Raw genomic sequence first — 16174 nt, 5'->3', positions numbered from 1 at the left:
CCTTGCGTACCAAGTCCTCGAAAAGTACGGAGTTGCACCGGATTTTGGAACGTGGCAAATCGGAGTAGACATCGTTTCCTACGCGTTAATCGGGACAGGTGTGTACTCAACGTTCAAGACGGAAAAGACAACGAAATAAAGCGGATATATGCGGACTCGCCTTCGGGTGGGTCTGCTTTCGAATAGTTCTAAAGACTTGGTAAAAAAGTTTCATTTAGAACAAGTGTTCCGAAGGTATATCCTACCATTTTGTCGAAATAGTGAGCAATTTGGGGGAGGTGTCTACCATGGCAAAAGAAAAGAAAGATGTTCAGCAGGTTTCATATGATCTTACTGGACGGAACGAACTCATCCTCACGGAGAGTAAGTCTATGCGGGATGACTTGGTTTTTAAGGACGAAGTTCTAGACAAGGTGAAGTTTGTAGCTTGTCTTGATGGTACTACCGAAGTAACGGTAGAAATGGCAGCTTCTTATTATGAAGTACCAACTGATACCATTCAATCAGTTATTAGACGTAACCGGAGCGAACTGAATGAATACTCAGAGGTTCGTGTTTTAAAAGGAAAAACATTAACGGATTTTAAGACGCGTGTTCAAGGTGAACATGCGTTTAAAGGCATAAGTTCTCTGACGTTACTTACCCGTCGCGGTCTTCTCCGTATTGGTATGCTCCTTACGGAGTCTGAAGTAGCGAAGTCTATCCGTAACTATCTCCTCAACGTGGAAGAAATTGCGGACGCTGAGCAACGTCAATGGGCGATCGAGCGCGAAATCTCTAAACGAGAACGTCGCCGCCTCACGGATTCGATTCAAGCGTTCTATAATGGTAGTCTCAAAGATAAAGGGTTTGAATACGCTACATTCACGAATCTCGTATATAAGGTGCTGTGGGATACTGATGCAAACGGGCTCCGCGAAATGTACAGCCTTGAGAAGAAAGAGGCCATCCGTGATGCACTTAGTACGGAGGATTTACGGAAGGTCGTAGACGTGGAGACTGCGATTAGTTCGCTTATACGCTTGAACAAGGATTACCGTGAAATACGCAATGAGTTGGTTGCGGGAAAAGAAAACTTTCGGTAAAGGTGGCGGACTCATTTGCGCGATACTGCGTAGGTGGGTCCGTTTTTTCGTGTATTCGTAGTGACAGCGTCTTAGTCCGATGGTATTATGTGGATATAAGATAGAGCGGAGGGGAAGATGTGAAGGACAAGATATACGGCGTGGTTGGCGCGCTTATCGCGCTAGTCGTAATACTTGCGATTAGTGGAAAGCTGACGTCTGATAATCCAGAGCCATTGCCCGCAAGTACCAATACAGGTAGTACAGTAGTTCTAGCAGATGCACCAAAGACAAAGACTACAACGCCTGAAGATAAAAGCGAGAGCGTGCCACCAAAACCAAAAGGCCCTGTGATCGGTGATAAAGTAAAACTTGGAACTTATGAATTTACTGTAGCAGGAACCTCCGAAAAAGGCTCCGTAGGGGATATAACGACAGAAGGTAAGTTTGTGGTTGTCTCTGTAAAGGTCCGTAACGTAGGAAGTAAACCTGTTAACATAGATAGCAATTACTTTTCTCTATACGATTCTAATGGTCGTAAGTATGACCCGAGCAGTGACGCCAACTCATACTTAAAGGAACAGTTTGCATTCGATAGTTTAAACCCTGGACTTAGTCGCAAAGCAGAAGTCGCATTTGAAGTCCCTAAGGACGCAGTAGGGTTCAGTCTGAACGCAAGAGATAATATGTTCGATACACAATACGCAGGTAAGGTGACCATAAATCTAAGCAAGTGATTAAAGTAAACTAAGCGCTTGTCTCTTCGGAGGCAGGCGCTTTTTCTTCGTTTATAGGCGTTGCGTTCCGTCATCCATTGGGGTAAAATACGATTAACGTGATTATACGCTGTAGAGGCGTGTGATTAACAAGTAGTCGTGCGTATCCACAATCCCGTTCAACGCTCAAAAATGTTGATCTGACGCGGTTTTGGCCGAATGTGAGCCTAACGCCGGCTTCACGATTCATAATCCGAATGCTGTAGCTACATGCGGCTGTGGTTCAAGCTTCCGTACGGCTATGGATGCCGGGAAACCGAACGAAGAGCCTTGTTAAAAATTTAAAAATGAGGACTTTGGCTTGTTAATTTTCTCGACCGTTACTGGTTATGATAGCTTTCGAAAGGGCGTATAGAAAATATATGCTTAATTTGGAGTGCTAACTAATCATTACGTAATAAAAAAGCTTTTTACGTTCACTAATAAAACCTCTATAACGAAGTAGCAACATACTACCTTCGTTATGGAGGTTTTTGATGAATTGAAAAACTTGTAAACTACTTATGATTCAAAAAATTAAATTTAACAATACGAAAATAAAAATACATAGGTGACCAATAAAAAAAGAATAAAGTTGTCTTTGCGTTAAATAAAAACTATCTCTATTCTGTCTTTTTAAGTAAGGCTTTAGTTTTTCTGGTATAGGTCTCTCAGGAAAGATTTTTGTTTCAAAGAGAATAAAGTACATCCTCAATAAAGCATAAGAACTAAAAAAGCAAAAAGAAAGACTACCCCAACCTAAAAGAAGGATGTAAAGGAAACGCATTTCATTTAATTTTCCAAACAGTGTAATTGTAAAGCCTAGTAAAATCGAAATAATGCCTAGAATCCATTTGTTAAAATCTATTTTGCTTCTATAATATTCCTTCTCCTCTTCAGTCACAATCCTTCTCCTCTTCGTCTTTAATAGTATTTTAATAAGCTACAGTGATTGACAATTTGGGATGCTATAAACTTGATCTAATATATCGACAGTTAAACTAATCTATGGCTCACTTGCTTATCTTGTTAGGTCTTACTCTGAGGCTTTAGAAATTGCGCATTGCGTAATAATCATTCCACGATTTCTTTATGGATATTCCTGAATATGTAATTATATGTTTTTTGCAATACTTCGCAGTTTAATGTCTCGTCTTAAAAGCTAATGTCAAAATGAAACTAAAACAAGAATTTATATCGAAAATAGGACCGCTTTTATAGGCGATCCTTTTCAGAATTTTCAATTATTATGAGTTCTGATATATCGTCAATCTCAAGTGCATCCGCAATTTTCACAAGTGTTTTAAGATTTATTTGTTCACGAATGTTCCGTGACATTTCAGAGATAGCAGCCTGACGAACACCCGATAATTCGGAAAGTTGGGTTTGCGTAAGTCCCCGTTGTGCCATAATTTCATTCAATTTAAGGCGAATCGTTCTCATACGTACACCACCCTCCAACCCATTATATCCAATATACGAATAACCGTAAAATAGATATTGACTATATACTAAAAGTCGTATAAAATTATACTAATAAACGTATATGCGAATAAAAGTAAAATAAGTATACAATTAATAGGGGGAGATTGCTTATGTTTTCCAGATAATTCATACAGTAATCATGTTTATGCTGGATATTAATACATAATTAAATCAGTGATATAAAGGTAGGGGGAATTATTAATGACGGAATCGGTTGAATTGAAAAGAGTTGTCATGGTATATGGACCTGATGAGGACCCTCATATGTATGAATTATTTGAGGGAGTTCTGTATGATCGTAGCTATTTCTTTTATCTTGAACATGGGATACTGTGTCTGCGACATGTACGAAAGGTAGATCAACCGGATCATCCACATCTTTATGTGGATGGGGAAAGTGGGGGCCTCCAACTAGCGAACAATGTACAGCGTGAGATAATGGAGGTCGTTACAGAAATGATTGAGCGTTTGCGTAGTAAGGATGGATTGGCGTTTTTACTGGATGAACTGCTATGGCTACATGGTCGAAGTCATATTGAACTTAACCTCGTAAAAAATAAAGGATGATATATTTCTGTTGAAAACCAACAGCCTGTAACTACATTATGCTTCTATTGAGAAAGAATCTGTTAATATGGTTGCTGTGTTCAGTGAAGCTCTTTATCAATCAATTCATTTTTCCATCAATATGATTTGTAACCTTCCTCCACGGAGTTGGCACTTAAGAATAAGAACACGAAAGAAAAGAGGCTAGGGACGTATGAGGGAGTGGGTTGAAAAGGCGCGGCTAGGGGATGCGGAAGCGTTCGGTCAGCTGATGCTGCATTTTCGCGGGATGGCCTATGCGGTGTCCTATGACATGCTGAAGGATGTTCATCTCGCGGAAGATGCCGTGCAGGATGCGTTCATAGAGGCTTATCAGAATCTGGAGAAACTGCAGACCTCGTCCGCTTTTCCAGGCTGGTTCAAGACCATTGTCGTAAGACAGTGCCAGCGGATGCTGCGGCGCAAGCATCATTCGATGCTTCCTCTGGATGAGGCTGTGCAGGTTTCCGGAGGAGTACCGGGTTTAGCAGAAATTGCGGAGCGTAGGGAGGAGAGCCAAGTTCTGCAACAATCGGTGAAGGCACTGTCTGCCAAGCTGCGCGTGCCTCTGCGATTGTTTTATTTTTACGGCTACTCTCTGCAGGAAATTTCGGATTATCTGGGCACTCCGGTCCCGACGCTTAAGAAGCGGCTGCACGATGCCCGCCGAAAGTTGAAAGGTACACTCCCGGTAGCCGACCTTGTTTCCGTATTCAATCATTTGTATGAGGGAGGGCAAAACATGCTGCATATTGTTAACGGTGATGTTGTAGGCGAGATGTTGAAGCAGGGTGTTGTACAGGGTGATGTGCTTGTATGGAGAGAGGTGTATCCGGCAGGACCGATATTTGCAAATCCAGCGGGGGCGGAAGAACGGGCACTGCGGGCCCAGGTCCTGGAAGAAACGATGGGTATTCCGGCCAGCAAATATATTACGAGCTGTGAGGAACAAGAGCAGAAACTTCGTGAGTTTATTAAGTATGATGAAGTCGTGTTGTGGTTTGAGCATGACCTGTTTGATCAGAGCATGCTCGCCTATCTGCTCCACTGGTTCAAAAGACAGAAACTGGGCCGCACGAAGCTGAGCCTGCTCTGTATCGGGGAGTTTCCGGGAATCGAACGGTTCCATGGTCTGGGACAGCTCACTCCGGCACAGCTTCAGACATTATCCGGTACCTGGCGGACTATTGGGCGGCAAGAAATGGAACTCGGAAGCGAGCTTTGGCAGGCGTATGCTTCTCCTGATCCTGTTCAAATGGCTAATCTGCTGGAAAACAAGAAGGCAGAATTGGCAGCATCCGGCCTGCCTTTTGCCTATGAAGCTTTCACAGCGCATCTCAAGCGGCTGCCCTCGGAGCAGAATGGTCTTGGCGTTGTGGAACAGACCACGCTTCAGGCCGTTCATAATGGAGTGAATACGCCATTGGAATTGTTTCGTCAGGTAACTGACGTTCTGCATGTGCTTGGGATGGGTGATCTCGAATACTGGAAATTTATTCGTGCTTTGGCGCAAGGCGAACATCCTTTGCTGATCATTGACGGGGATGAGGCCAGCTTGGATTTCAGACAAATTCCGGATTTTCTGAACCGAAAGGTAATTCTGACAGAGTTGGGTAATGAGGTACTGAATGGATCAGCGGACCGCATTGCAGTTCAAGGGATCGACGAGTGGTTTGGGGGGCTGCATCTCCATGGACATGAGGTTTCTTGGCGATGGGATGATTTGGCTGGTGGATTGGTCCGACATTGAAGAAAGTATAGAAGCAGATTGTTTAAAGTGCGAAAGAGTTTTCCGTTTATGGAAAACTCCTATTTGTTTTTTTAGTAGACTATATTAAGACAAGAAAACCAGCTAATGTTTGTCAAGGAGTCTCTCGTCTATTTCTCTGTAGCTTATAGCAATAGATGCAGCACTTTCAACTATGACACAAATCGTAATTAATTTTTTAGTGAGTTCTTCCCCTGTGTTAGCTATCATCAGTATAATCAACCCAGTATGTTGGTAAGTCAAATAGCCACTAGCATTACTTCACTAGAAAAGGGCGACTAGGAGTGTGCGAAACAGTCATTTTTCCTAATGTTAGGAACCGACATGGGCAGATGCGCATATACTTTCTAAAAACTAACATCGGGAGGAGATAAACTTGTATCAAGTACCTTCTTACTGGGGAAATTCATACTATATGCGGGCCAATTTTGTACCTATCTGGAACACAGGATTTCCGAAAGCAGTACAAATGATAAAGGAAGCGGTACAAGGGGAGCGTAACGATGAGTTGTTCTACGATGAATTGATCAATTTGGCTCCCTCACAAGAGCAGGTGGCTATTATTGAAAGCATCCGTAACGATGAGCGCGGCCACAATAAAATGTTCAGAGAGATGTATCGGGCTTTGACAGGACAAGAAATTGCAGGCATCAGTAGTGAGCAATATGAGAGGGTGCAATCTTATACAGAAGGTTTACAGCGCGCCTTGATGGGGGAGTTGGGTGCGGTGGAACGATACCGCAACATCTGGTTTGGATTGCCTGCTGGCATCTATAAGGACACGGTGTACGGTATCATATTGGATGAGCTTAAGCACGCTGCCAAATACAATTATCTGATTACGTTGAATCTCAGGTAACTATTGACCGCAAGTCAATACTACTCCACATCAATTGGATGCTGGATTTTATCCTTATATTCATCCACATAGAGTTGGCCGTTGCTGCCTTTAACGGCATAGAATACGTCCTCTAACTTTTTGTCGCGTGCCTTCAGTTGAGACAGCAGCCATGATTCGGGAATATGATTGGAGTTTAAATTGCCATGTAAAAGCTGTCCGTCGATTACAAGCTCAATTGGGAACTGTGTGGCATTACCTGCATTCAACTGCAGGTCTTTTAATGTCACGGCTTGCAGTTCCTTTTTCTTTTGAACAGATAGTTTTCCGTTAATCTCAAGGAGGGCGTACTCCACTTCTTCTATATTAAAAATTTCTTTCTGGCGAAGCTGTTGATTTAAAGAATCTAATGTCATATTATTTTTTTTTAAGTTATCTTCGAGAATGAACCCTCCTTCTATGAGAACGGTGGGTGCTCCCTCTGTCCACATCTTAAAGTTTCTGAATTTCAAAAAAAACTTGGATAAAACATAAGAAGTAATTGTAAAAACAGACAGGGCTATTAATAGGTGGACAACTTCTATTTTTTCGTTAAAGGCAAAGTTGGCTGCTATAGCCCCTAATATGACCGCCGTCACGAATTCGTGAAAGTTCATATTGGAGAGGGTTTGCTTCCCCAGTATTCTCCCAATTAGCATGAGGATAACGAATGCAGAGAAACTTCTGATCAAAATAACGAGATGGCCATTCATGCAAAAGCCTCCTAGTTTAAAAATTGCAGGTATTCAACATATAGGTTACCCGCCGCACTAGAATAATATACCAGTGGAATTAATGTATTATATGTGATGTAAAAACTTGTTGGCGCAGGCGATCCCAGCTACCTTGTAAGGCTTGCCTTCTTTCTTTTTCTTTTCTTAATAGACCTTTAATTTTTGATTTGCTCTTTGTCGTAGTCCAGCATAGGCAACCAATTGTTTCGGCCCCACGAATTGTTTCCGTCTTTCCCTAAAACCACCTGAAATGGGTTAGAAATTTAGCTGTTTGGTCGAATGATTTGATTTCTCTGCATATGAATAGACCTCCTTATGATCATGATCCAATGCTTCTACTGCTTCGAATCCGTAAATAGCTCCTGCGCGGTTCGCACAAATAACTGTACAGCAAGTGAAGCATTATGCAGGGATGGTACAGCGATACCGATTTGGCGTGTGATCAGAGGTGAAGTCTCCTTGACGGTCAGATCATGGGGGAACGTGGACAAGGCGAGTGAAGAAACAATGCCCATACCCAGTCCTTGTCGAACCATGCTGACCAAGGTGCTGATATTATGAGTAATGAATTGTGCCTGCAACTGACTTTGTTCGCGTTCAAAACCTTCCATAATGGCGACCTCATGTCCACCTTTACAAAAGATCATATCCTGCTCATTCAAGTCTCGAATGGCGATTTTATTGTGCGATTGTAGAGGGTGACCGTCTGGCAGGAGAATAACCATGTCATCCTGACATAAAGGGATGACATCTACCTGAGGGTCTGGTAACAGGATGATACCCGCTTCGATTTCTCTGGTATGCACCCACTCCTTGACTTCATTCGTGGAGCCTTCATGTAGGTCGAAAACAAGGTTCGGATAATGCTGACGAATATGATGAATAATCGGGGGCAGAAAATAGGCTGAGGCAGAAGGAAAGGCACCGATCGTGATCGTGCCCACGTCTAGACCTTTTTCAGCAGCCACCTGCTGCTGTACCTTTTCCATGCTTTGCAGCATCATACGGAATTGCAGCAGTACCTTGTTCCCGATATCTGTCAGCAGCACTCCTTTTTTTCGGTCGCGCAGCAATAGCTGGACATCCAGCTCGTTTTCGATGCTGGCGATGGCATGGCTGACCGCGGGCTGCGTCATATGCAGCTCATGGGCAGTTTGGGTGAAGCTTAGCGTTTCAGCTACGCGAACGAAGATCATAATTTGAGTAATGGTCATAAGTGAAAAGTTATCTCCCTTATTGAAAACATTCATTTTATTTATTAGTGATCACAGTATACGCTAGTAAAGCAAAACTTTGCAAACGGCTATTCAGATTTTAGTCGGTAGCAATGAACGATGAAAATCTAAGGGAGAGAAGATATCTATGAAAAAATTAACACCTAAAGCTACACTGTGGCTTGTCTTGATATTAGTGATGGTATGGGGGATCAACTGGCCGTTGACCAAGCTGGCTTTGCCAGATACACCGCCGATATTTTTTTCAGGAATCCGTACCCTACTGGGTGGTGTGATTCTGCTATTGTTCGCTATGCGTCACCGGGAAACCTTGCGCTTTAGACAGAATGCGTGGACTTATCTTGTGCTGGCCATATTTAATATTGCAGGCTACTATGGCTTGCAGACGGTAGGGCTACGTTATTTGCCTGCTGGGTTATTTTCCACTTTAGTGTTCCTTCAGCCGATCTTGTTGGGATTATTCTCTTGGATGTGGTTGGGGGAGCGTATGTTTCCCCTGAAGGTCATTGGACTGGTACTGGGTTTTGGCGGGGTGATCGTGATTAGCTCTGGTGGGATGGCAGGGCATTTGTCGGTACTGGGCATTGTGTTGGGGCTAGCTTCAGGACTGTGCTGGGCGCTCGGAACGATTTATATGAAGAAAAAAAGCAATCAATTGGACTCCATTTGGGCGGTGACGATGCAGCTCATTTTTGGGGGGATCATACTCAATGGGATTGGATTTACGACCGAGAAATGGAGCGATATTCACTGGACTACCTCCTTTATCGCGATTTTATTGTTTATTTCGATATTCGTGATTGCGATGGGCTGGATGATTTATTTTAAACTGATCGATAACGGAGATGCAGGAACCGTCGGCTCCTATACGTTTATGATACCGGTGTTGTCCACGGTCTTTAGTATGGTAATGCTCAAGGAATCACTTACTTTGACGTTTGTTGTGGGACTGGTGCTGATTGCAGGCAGTGTGTATCTGGTAAATATTAAAGAAAGAATAGAGTTATCAACCAAGTATCAGAACGGTGAGACATTTGAGGATTAACGGGGGCGATGGATCAGGAAGAACTTCAATAACTTCTTTCATGCACGCATATTGGAAGCACCAATATAGCGTGCTTTTTTTGACTATGATTTTCAAAGAGGTTTGTCGTACCAAATTAGCTAACAAGATGTACTGTTATAAAAAACATTAAACTAACAAAATGACGTTAAAGGTTTTTTTGTTTTTTTTATAGTTTTCGTTCTTATGTAAAGAATTCAATGAATATAATATTTTAGAGCAAAAAAAGAGGTGATAAAAGAAACGTGGTACTCAATATCACTAATTTGTTATGTTTATAGGATATTTGTTTTTTATAATGATTGTATTTTACATATTTTTGTTATGCTAACAATTGACATTTGGTATAACGTAAACTAGAATGAGTAAGAATTCATTTACCAATCACATAATTAGTTTGGAATAATTGAAAGCGTTTACCTAATATTAGGATAGAGCTCTTTTGGTTCTTTTTTCTTTTCCGAATTATGGCCGGGAGGGAGAGATCATAGTACGTGCCTAAGGGATGGAAATTTGAATATATAAGCTAAGGGAGAGGTGTATGTTGAGATGCGGTTAAATAGAAATGTTGGAAACTTCGAGCAAACGGTGAATTGTAACGCTGGTTACCTGGAGGGTACAAAATGAAGAAATTATTGTCGTGTTTGATCTCGTTAGGAATGCTTGTTTATATATTGCCGACCATGATTGTAAGCGCTAACAATGATGGAGTTACTAATCTAGCGCTTGATTCAACACCGTCTGCCCAATCGGATATTATTTCAGATGCTGTTTACAAAATTACTGCACAGCATAGCGGAAAAAGCCTGGAAGTTGAAGGGGGATCAAAGGATGACGGAGCGAATGTTCAACAATGGACCGATAACGGAAAGGAGCAACAGAAGTGGAGAGTGGTTGACGTTGGTGGTGGATATTATAAGCTGATCTCGCAATCTAGTGGCAAAGCATTGGATGTAGCCGGTGGTAATACCCATGACGGAGCGAACGTTCAACAATGGACAGACAACGGGAACGCTCAGCAAAAATGGAAAATCATTGACGTTGGTGGTGGATATTATAAGCTGATCTCGCAATCTAGTGGTAAAGCATTGGATGTTGTCGGTGGTTATACCCATGACGGTGCAAACGTTCAACAATGGGCCGACAACGGTAGCGCTCAGCAAAGGTGGAGATTCACGCAGATTGATACGACAACAGATACGACACCACCAACCGCCCCAACAAACCTCCAAAGCTCATCCAAGACGAGCACATCTGTCACTCTTACATGGACGACCTCAATAGACAATGTAGGTGTAACTGGCTACGTTATTTATAACGGAACAGATCTGGTAGGCACGAGCACCACAACAAGTTATACAGTGACGGGTCTCACTGCGAACACATCCTACAACTTCACTGTAAAAGCGAAAGATGCAGCAGGCAATATTTCGGAACCAAGTAATGTCTTAAAAGTAACAACAAGTTCCGACTCCTCTCAAAATACAGGATTTTATGTTAAAGGTACGACGCTTTATGATGGCAACGGAAATCCCTTTGTCATGAGAGGAGTTAATCACGCTTACACTTGGTACAAAGGTCAAGAGTCGGTTGCGATACCTGCAATTGCCAAAACCGGAGCGAACACGATTAGAATCGTGCTGTCTGACGGTCAACAATGGACGAAAGATGATTTGTCAGCGTTGCAAAACCTGATCACTTTATCAGAACAAAACAAATTGGTTGTTATCCTTGAAGTACATGATGGTACGGGAAATGATAATGCTGCTGTGTTGAATAAAATCGCAGATTACTGGATTGAAATGAAAAGTGCACTGATTGGAAAAGAAAATACAGTCATTCTCAACATCGCGAATGAATGGTTTGGTACTTGGGATGGGAACGGCTGGGCACAGGGGTATAAATCAGTTATTCCAAAGCTAAGAAATGCTGGCATCAAAAATACCATTATGGTTGACGCCGCTGGGTGGGGGCAATATCCGAAGTCGATTTTTGACTACGGAACGCAAGTGTTTGATGCCGATCCGCTTAAAAATACGATGTTCTCCATTCATATGTACGAATACGCTGGGGGAAATGCCGAAACAGTAAAAAGCAATATTGACAATGTATTAAACAAAAATCTAGCTCTCATCATTGGAGAATTCGGAATCAAGCATACAAATGGTGATGTTGACGAGGCCACCATTATGAGTTATGCCCAACAAAAAGGTGTAGGTTATCTTGGATGGTCTTGGAAAGGAAATGGATCAGGTCTAGAATATTTGGATATGTCAAACGACTGGGCAGGATCGAGCTATACTGAACAAGGACATGCCATTATTGAAGGTCCGAATGGCATCAGAGCAACATCCAAGTTAAGCACGATTTATAGCAACGGTAAACAGTAAAAGATTCATATTGTTTTAGTAACGGCCTTTTCTCGAAATTCTAATGGGAAAGGTCGTTTAGTTTGTTCTGGAATCGTAAGCAAAAGCATGTACAAATACATAGGAGCAAGGAATAGGAAAAATATACTAGAATATCAAAGGAGGTCATAGTAAAATATGACTATAAGTCTGTTGAGTTAGTGAAAATGACGGTTCAAAATTATCCGCTTGGTAAGCGGGAAGGTGGCACTTTCAAACTCACCAGTCAGCAAGAGGAGGAACCTATGAAGGATTTTGACGTAACCAAAGCCAAGTATGATCCAAAACAGGAAGAACAGGTGAAAAAGGGATTTTTCAATAAGGTAAAGTCCACGGCTGGAAAAGTTCCCTTTGTGAAGGATGCGGTGGCTATGTACTATTGTGCGATAGATCCTGAAACGCCTCTGTATGCCAAAGGGGTAGCATTCGGAGCCTTAGCGTATTTTATTTCTCCATTAGATGCTATATCAGATGTTATTCCAATGTTGGGTTTTACAGATGATGCGGGGATTGTGCTGGCAGCTTTGAAAGTGTTGGACATGCATATCAAGCCTGTCCATCGGGAGAAGGCGAGCGAATTTTTTTCTTAAGAGATGCAATGAGCGGGGGAGCTAAGGAATGGACAGATATACACCTACAGCGAGGGAACGCTGGCAGATGAAACAGAGTGAGCCACAGCCGCAGGGCTGGGTGCTCGCTCTATTTGGCTGGATTTTTGCAGGTTTGGGGTTCGTATTTAGTTTTTTTGTCGTTGGAGGCTTGTTGGGGATCATAGGTCTTGTTTTCGGAATTTTGACTAAAAAGATGGAACAAAGAGACACGCAGGGGATCTTCATTATCGTAATCAGCTCCGTAGCTATTGGCATCGGCCTATTGATTTTTATGATTTTTTTTGCACAAGGTTTTGTAGAAGGTCTGAGAGAAGGGTATAATGAGCATTATTAGGTCAGGGAGGTAACAGCATTGAGCGTCATTATTTCACAGCAGATCTCGGCAACGGGCGTGAAGGAATATACGAAGGTGATGAAAACATTTGATTCCCAGTTTACACCTTTGGTTGGACAGAAAATTAGGGATACGGCATTTGGCGATATGCAATATTACGATGTCGAGGACGTATTTATTGATCTAGCGGAGAATGAATATTGGGTAATTCTACCTGCCGTTTTGCTGCATTCTGATGATATTGAGGATATACGAGACGCTGTGCGTGAGTATCGTTCACACGGTTGGGAATGTACGAAACCTCTGTAAATGCATACCACTTAGGCATCTATACGGAAACGTCTTTCTTTTGCGAGATAGGCGTTTTTTTGTGTATTTGTGTATAAACTATTTCTAATGATTGGCATGAAAAGAAAGAATTTATGCTGAAAATGCGCAAATTGTATCATTTTTTATCATAAAACGACAAGTTGGGAAATGAAAACGGCCTTAATGTGTTATACTTAGTATATCAAAGGACAAGAGTCTAAAACGACCGGTAAGGCCCTTTCTTTGAAGAGCCTCTGAAAGGTTCAACGTTTATCCAAAATAAATGGTCAAAAGGAAAAGGGGAAATGCTAACGTGAGAGTGAATTTGAAATTTACTAACAAAGGGCAAGTTGCAGTTGAGAAGTTCAACAATGAGGAGCTTATCGAAATCTTTACCCGCTACATTAAAACGTTAAGCAAGAAGTATGATATCTCGGTTACCGTACCGGAGGATCTGAATGAGCAGATCTTGGAAGAGGGTACCGTGAAGGTCGTGTTGGATAAGATTAATTGTGACATGGACGCTTTTTTCAAGGAGCTGAGCCGGGATATCAAGGTGCCGCTGGTCAAAAGATTGGGTACCAAACTGGATAACGTATTTAAGACCGAGGTTGTGGAGCAGGAACAGAACTAAGAATAAGGATCAAGCGAGTCCGAATGAGGATTCGCCATATGAAATGATAAAACCTCCCGAATGGGGCGCCTGGCTAGGCCATGTGCTCGTTCGGGAGGTTTTATATGTTTAAACTACTCTATTCAGCATGAAAACATGCATGGCATGTCTGTCCCTTTTAACGTGTTGTTATAAAAGTAGGGCGCAGTTGGGCTAAATCAAACGAAGGTACCAGCCCTTCCTGCGCAGCGCGACCAAGCAAAGCTTCGATGGCGGCATATCCGCTGTCTCCCAGATTGGCGGTAAAATCGTTTACGTAAAGGTCGATATGCGATTGGGCGACATCGGGTGAAAGTTCCTGCGCATGAGACAATACATATTCACGCGAAGCTTCAGGATGCTTCCAAGCATATTCGACAGAGGCGCGTATCCAGTTTGTGATCGCATCCAGATCTAGCGTACGGCGGGCAATGATAGCTCCGAGCGGGATCGGCAGCCCTGTATCTTCTTCCCACCAGTTCCCCAGATCGACTTGCTTACTAAGTCCGTAGGACGGATACGTGAACCGTGCTTCATGAATAACCAGTCCGGCATCTATCTCCCCGTCACGGACAGCAGGCATGATTTGGTCGAACGGCATCACGACGATCTCGCCGACACCCCCAGGCACATGCTTGGCTGCCCACAGGCGGAACAGCAGATAGGCAGTGGAACGTTCACTCGGAACGGCTACACGCTTGCCGGATAGGGCTTTCGGGCCTTCGACGGTGGAACCTTCCCTGGTCAGCACGAGCGGACCACACCCCCGGCCCAGTGCGCCTCCGCAAGGCAGCAGGGCGTATTCATCCAGCACCCAAGGGAGTGCAGCATACGAAATTTTCATGATATCCAGTCCGTCTGGTGTGATCGCCAGATTGTTGGTGATGTCGATATCGGCAAATGTAATGTCCAGCGCGGGTACGCCCGGAATCAATCCATGCGCCAGGGCATGGAAGACAAAAGTGTCATTGGGACAAGGTGAAAAAGCAATTTGCATCTATATAACCTCCGTTAATGTAGAAAATGCGGCTTCCAACGCTTGCAAAGCCTCTTTAATCCGCCAGGCTGCGCGGTCACGCGGACCAACAGCATTGGAAATCGTGCGGATTTCCATCGTCGGCAGTTCCAGTCTATTTGCCGCCACGGCTACGCCGTAGCCTTCCATCGCTTCGGCAGCAGCTCCGGGAACGCGTTTGGCCAGCCGTTCCGCTGTTGCCGCCGTACCGGTGGCTGTGGAAACGGTCAGGATCGGCCCCGCGACAGCTGTCTGTCCAGCGGCACGCAACGCCTGAACGAATCGCTGCGCGGTGGCAACATTCACGGCAATTCGGCTTGAGCCGAAACCCAGCTCGTCCACGCTGCTGAAGCCCTCTGCCGTCTCGGCACCCAGGTCGGCGGCAATGATCGCGTCAGCAACAACGACGCTTTCCAGTGCAGCGACCTCCACGAAGCCGCCACCAATTCCGGCGCTGATAACCAGCCGGTAGTCACCAGCCGCCGCCAGTGCTAGCACGGTTGAAGCTGCTGCGGACGGTGCGCCCACGCCAGCCAGCTCGACCACAAAACGGGTGTCGCCTTTCAGGCCCCGCAGTACAGCTTCCCGTTCGCCTTCAACCGCGGTCATAACCAGGATGCGTCCATCTGATGTTGTATGCTCCATCGGTTGATTCCCCTTTAAATTTAGGTAATATGCTCCCTTATCATACTGCTTTTCGAAACGATGTTCAAAAAAAGTCGACAAAAAAAGCGCTCTGAGGCGCTTTTTGGAAAAACTGCAGGATTCAGCAGATATGAAAATCGGTAATTGTAACATAAAACAATTCTAATCTGGAAGAACAGCGCAGGCATAGCATATAATAATTATATCGGCTGATCCTTCGTGATTAACTGAAACATGGTGATATTGCGGTCATAATGGCTTGGGGTTCCATCTTGATTGCGCACCCGAATCATCTCGCTACTGAATAACTCGATATATCCACAGCCAATCTCACAGTATACACCTGTAGGGTCTTCTTGCCAGACCGAAACGAGGTGTTGAGACAGCGCCGCGGTGAAAAATTCGATGTTTTTTTGCAGTACGCGTGGCGTTTTCTTGGGTTCCATAACGTAAATCCTCCCTATATCATGCCATTTAAAAATCAGCAATTGAACGTGGCTTCTAAGTGGTTACTACACATCATAATGAACATAAACAACTGAAAAAGGAACGGTTCGTCAATCTACTCTATGAAACAGACGTAAACACTGTACCGCTTAATGCTATTTTTGTAAAGCATCCGATTGACCTTTTC

Annotated in this window: 18 protein-coding genes and 1 pseudogene; 12 read left to right on the top strand and 7 right to left on the bottom strand. The window is 43.6% G+C overall.

The features are described 5' to 3' along the window. The first annotated feature begins 287 nt into the window (after positions 1 to 287). The 3 genes and pseudogenes from JOE49_RS00340 to JOE49_RS26210 form a co-directional block, all read left to right on the top strand. Positions 288 to 1085, top strand: coding sequence for a hypothetical protein (locus JOE49_RS00340; protein WP_209940378.1), 798 nt, complete (start codon positions 288 to 290; stop codon positions 1083 to 1085). A gap of 119 nt (positions 1086 to 1204) precedes the next feature. Then, positions 1205 to 1801, top strand: coding sequence for a DUF4352 domain-containing protein (locus JOE49_RS00335; RefSeq protein ID WP_209940377.1), 597 nt, complete (start codon positions 1205 to 1207; stop codon positions 1799 to 1801). A gap of 208 nt (positions 1802 to 2009) precedes the next feature. Beyond that, positions 2010 to 2117, top strand: a pseudogene (locus JOE49_RS26210) (iron-sulfur cluster assembly accessory protein); the annotation flags it as partial. Between the two features lie 231 nt (positions 2118 to 2348). Here JOE49_RS26210 and JOE49_RS00330 read toward each other — a convergent pair. Both JOE49_RS00330 and JOE49_RS00325 read right to left on the bottom strand, forming a co-directional pair. Beyond that, positions 2349 to 2723, bottom strand: coding sequence for a hypothetical protein (locus JOE49_RS00330; RefSeq protein WP_209940376.1), 375 nt, complete (start codon positions 2721 to 2723; stop codon positions 2349 to 2351). Between the two features lie 311 nt (positions 2724 to 3034). Continuing rightward, the gene (locus JOE49_RS00325) at positions 3035 to 3262 is read right to left on the bottom strand and encodes a helix-turn-helix domain-containing protein (RefSeq protein WP_209940375.1); all 228 of its coding nucleotides are present in this window, start codon (positions 3260 to 3262) and stop codon (positions 3035 to 3037) included. A 243-nt stretch (positions 3263 to 3505) separates the two neighbouring features. Here JOE49_RS00325 and JOE49_RS00320 point away from each other — a divergent pair, with 243 nt between their 5' ends. The 3 genes from JOE49_RS00320 to JOE49_RS00310 all read left to right on the top strand — a co-directional run bounded on the left by JOE49_RS00320 (position 3506) and on the right by JOE49_RS00310 (position 6516). Then, a complete protein-coding gene (locus tag JOE49_RS00320) occupies positions 3506 to 3871 on the top strand; it encodes a hypothetical protein (protein WP_209940374.1) in 366 nt (121 codons plus the stop codon). A 193-nt stretch (positions 3872 to 4064) separates the two neighbouring features. Continuing rightward, a complete protein-coding gene (locus tag JOE49_RS00315; RefSeq protein ID WP_209940373.1) occupies positions 4065 to 5639 on the top strand; it encodes a sigma-70 family RNA polymerase sigma factor in 1575 nt (524 codons plus the stop codon). 433 nt (positions 5640 to 6072) lie between these two features. Continuing rightward, positions 6073 to 6516, top strand: coding sequence for a ferritin-like domain-containing protein (locus JOE49_RS00310; RefSeq protein WP_049828413.1), 444 nt, complete (start codon positions 6073 to 6075; stop codon positions 6514 to 6516). Positions 6517 to 6536: 20 nt separating this feature from the next. Here JOE49_RS00310 and JOE49_RS00305 read toward each other — a convergent pair whose 3' ends face one another. Further along, positions 6537 to 7247, bottom strand: a complete 711-nt coding sequence (locus tag JOE49_RS00305) for a DUF421 domain-containing protein (RefSeq protein WP_028541438.1) — start codon at positions 7245 to 7247, stop codon at positions 6537 to 6539. Between the two features lie 356 nt (positions 7248 to 7603). Beyond that, the gene (locus JOE49_RS00300) at positions 7604 to 8482 is read right to left on the bottom strand and encodes a LysR family transcriptional regulator (protein WP_071642816.1); all 879 of its coding nucleotides are present in this window, start codon (positions 8480 to 8482) and stop codon (positions 7604 to 7606) included. A gap of 148 nt (positions 8483 to 8630) precedes the next feature. Here JOE49_RS00300 and JOE49_RS00295 point away from each other — a divergent pair, with 148 nt between their 5' ends. The 6 genes from JOE49_RS00295 (at position 8631) to JOE49_RS00270 (ending at position 13862) form a co-directional block, all read left to right on the top strand. Then, positions 8631 to 9548: a DMT family transporter gene (locus JOE49_RS00295; protein ID WP_028541440.1), complete on the top strand. Its 918-nt coding sequence runs from the start codon at positions 8631 to 8633 to the stop codon at positions 9546 to 9548. A gap of 641 nt (positions 9549 to 10189) precedes the next feature. Then, positions 10190 to 11956 (top strand): cellulase family glycosylhydrolase, encoded by a 1767-nt coding sequence (locus tag JOE49_RS00290; protein ID WP_160789070.1) that lies wholly within the window; start codon positions 10190 to 10192, stop codon positions 11954 to 11956. Positions 11957 to 12219: 263 nt separating this feature from the next. Beyond that, positions 12220 to 12564: a YkvA family protein gene (locus tag JOE49_RS00285; RefSeq protein WP_048481562.1), complete on the top strand. Its 345-nt coding sequence runs from the start codon at positions 12220 to 12222 to the stop codon at positions 12562 to 12564. Positions 12565 to 12592: 28 nt separating this feature from the next. Beyond that, complete coding sequence (locus JOE49_RS00280) at positions 12593 to 12919, top strand: hypothetical protein (RefSeq protein WP_023990166.1); 327 nt, start codon at positions 12593 to 12595, stop codon at positions 12917 to 12919. 18 nt (positions 12920 to 12937) lie between these two features. Next, positions 12938 to 13228: a hypothetical protein gene (locus JOE49_RS00275; RefSeq protein ID WP_013311821.1), complete on the top strand. Its 291-nt coding sequence runs from the start codon at positions 12938 to 12940 to the stop codon at positions 13226 to 13228. A 313-nt stretch (positions 13229 to 13541) separates the two neighbouring features. Beyond that, a complete protein-coding gene (locus JOE49_RS00270; RefSeq protein WP_023990165.1) occupies positions 13542 to 13862 on the top strand; it encodes a hypothetical protein in 321 nt (106 codons plus the stop codon). A gap of 157 nt (positions 13863 to 14019) precedes the next feature. Here JOE49_RS00270 and JOE49_RS00265 read toward each other — a convergent pair whose 3' ends face one another. The 3 genes from JOE49_RS00265 to JOE49_RS00255 all read right to left on the bottom strand — a co-directional run bounded on the left by JOE49_RS00265 (position 14020) and on the right by JOE49_RS00255 (position 15986). Further along, on the bottom strand, positions 14020 to 14877 hold the full coding sequence (locus tag JOE49_RS00265; RefSeq protein WP_209940372.1) for a 1,4-dihydroxy-6-naphtoate synthase: 858 nt from the start codon (positions 14875 to 14877) through the stop codon (positions 14020 to 14022). Further along, on the bottom strand, positions 14878 to 15540 hold the full coding sequence (locus JOE49_RS00260; protein WP_160789075.1) for a futalosine hydrolase: 663 nt from the start codon (positions 15538 to 15540) through the stop codon (positions 14878 to 14880). It lies immediately after the preceding gene. Positions 15541 to 15740: 200 nt separating this feature from the next. Then, positions 15741 to 15986, bottom strand: coding sequence for a hypothetical protein (locus tag JOE49_RS00255; RefSeq protein WP_007431922.1), 246 nt, complete (start codon positions 15984 to 15986; stop codon positions 15741 to 15743). Positions 15987 to 16174 lie beyond the last annotated feature (188 nt).

Source organism: Paenibacillus sp. PvR133, from assembly GCF_017833155.1.
Lineage (GTDB): Bacteria > Bacillota > Bacilli > Paenibacillales > Paenibacillaceae > Paenibacillus > Paenibacillus polymyxa_B.
Note: the sequence above shows the minus strand (reverse complement) of the source record. Positions and strands in the feature narration are given on the sequence as shown.

Bases quoted from the DNA above. Each gene is read 5' to 3' on its own strand.
- JOE49_RS00300 (WP_071642816.1), bottom strand. From the start codon at position 8,482: ATGACCATTACTCAAATTATGATCTTCGTTCGCGTAGCTGAAACGCTA.
- JOE49_RS00340 (WP_209940378.1), top strand. From the start codon at position 288: ATGGCAAAAGAAAAGAAAGATGTTCAGCAGGTTTCATATGATCTTACT.
- JOE49_RS00315 (WP_209940373.1), top strand. From the start codon at position 4,065: ATGAGGGAGTGGGTTGAAAAGGCGCGGCTAGGGGATGCGGAAGCGTTC.
- JOE49_RS00320 (WP_209940374.1), top strand. From the start codon at position 3,506: ATGACGGAATCGGTTGAATTGAAAAGAGTTGTCATGGTATATGGACCT.
- JOE49_RS00295 (WP_028541440.1), top strand. From the start codon at position 8,631: ATGAAAAAATTAACACCTAAAGCTACACTGTGGCTTGTCTTGATATTA.
- JOE49_RS00255 (WP_007431922.1), bottom strand. From the start codon at position 15,986: ATGGAACCCAAGAAAACGCCACGCGTACTGCAAAAAAACATCGAATTT.
- JOE49_RS00285 (WP_048481562.1), top strand. From the start codon at position 12,220: ATGAAGGATTTTGACGTAACCAAAGCCAAGTATGATCCAAAACAGGAA.
- JOE49_RS00260 (WP_160789075.1), bottom strand. From the start codon at position 15,540: ATGGAGCATACAACATCAGATGGACGCATCCTGGTTATGACCGCGGTT.
- JOE49_RS00325 (WP_209940375.1), bottom strand. From the start codon at position 3,262: ATGAGAACGATTCGCCTTAAATTGAATGAAATTATGGCACAACGGGGA.
- JOE49_RS00310 (WP_049828413.1), top strand. From the start codon at position 6,073: ATGCGGGCCAATTTTGTACCTATCTGGAACACAGGATTTCCGAAAGCA.
- JOE49_RS00290 (WP_160789070.1), top strand. From the start codon at position 10,190: ATGAAGAAATTATTGTCGTGTTTGATCTCGTTAGGAATGCTTGTTTAT.
- JOE49_RS00265 (WP_209940372.1), bottom strand. From the start codon at position 14,877: ATGCAAATTGCTTTTTCACCTTGTCCCAATGACACTTTTGTCTTCCAT.
- JOE49_RS00280 (WP_023990166.1), top strand. From the start codon at position 12,593: ATGGACAGATATACACCTACAGCGAGGGAACGCTGGCAGATGAAACAG.
- JOE49_RS00305 (WP_028541438.1), bottom strand. From the start codon at position 7,247: ATGAATGGCCATCTCGTTATTTTGATCAGAAGTTTCTCTGCATTCGTT.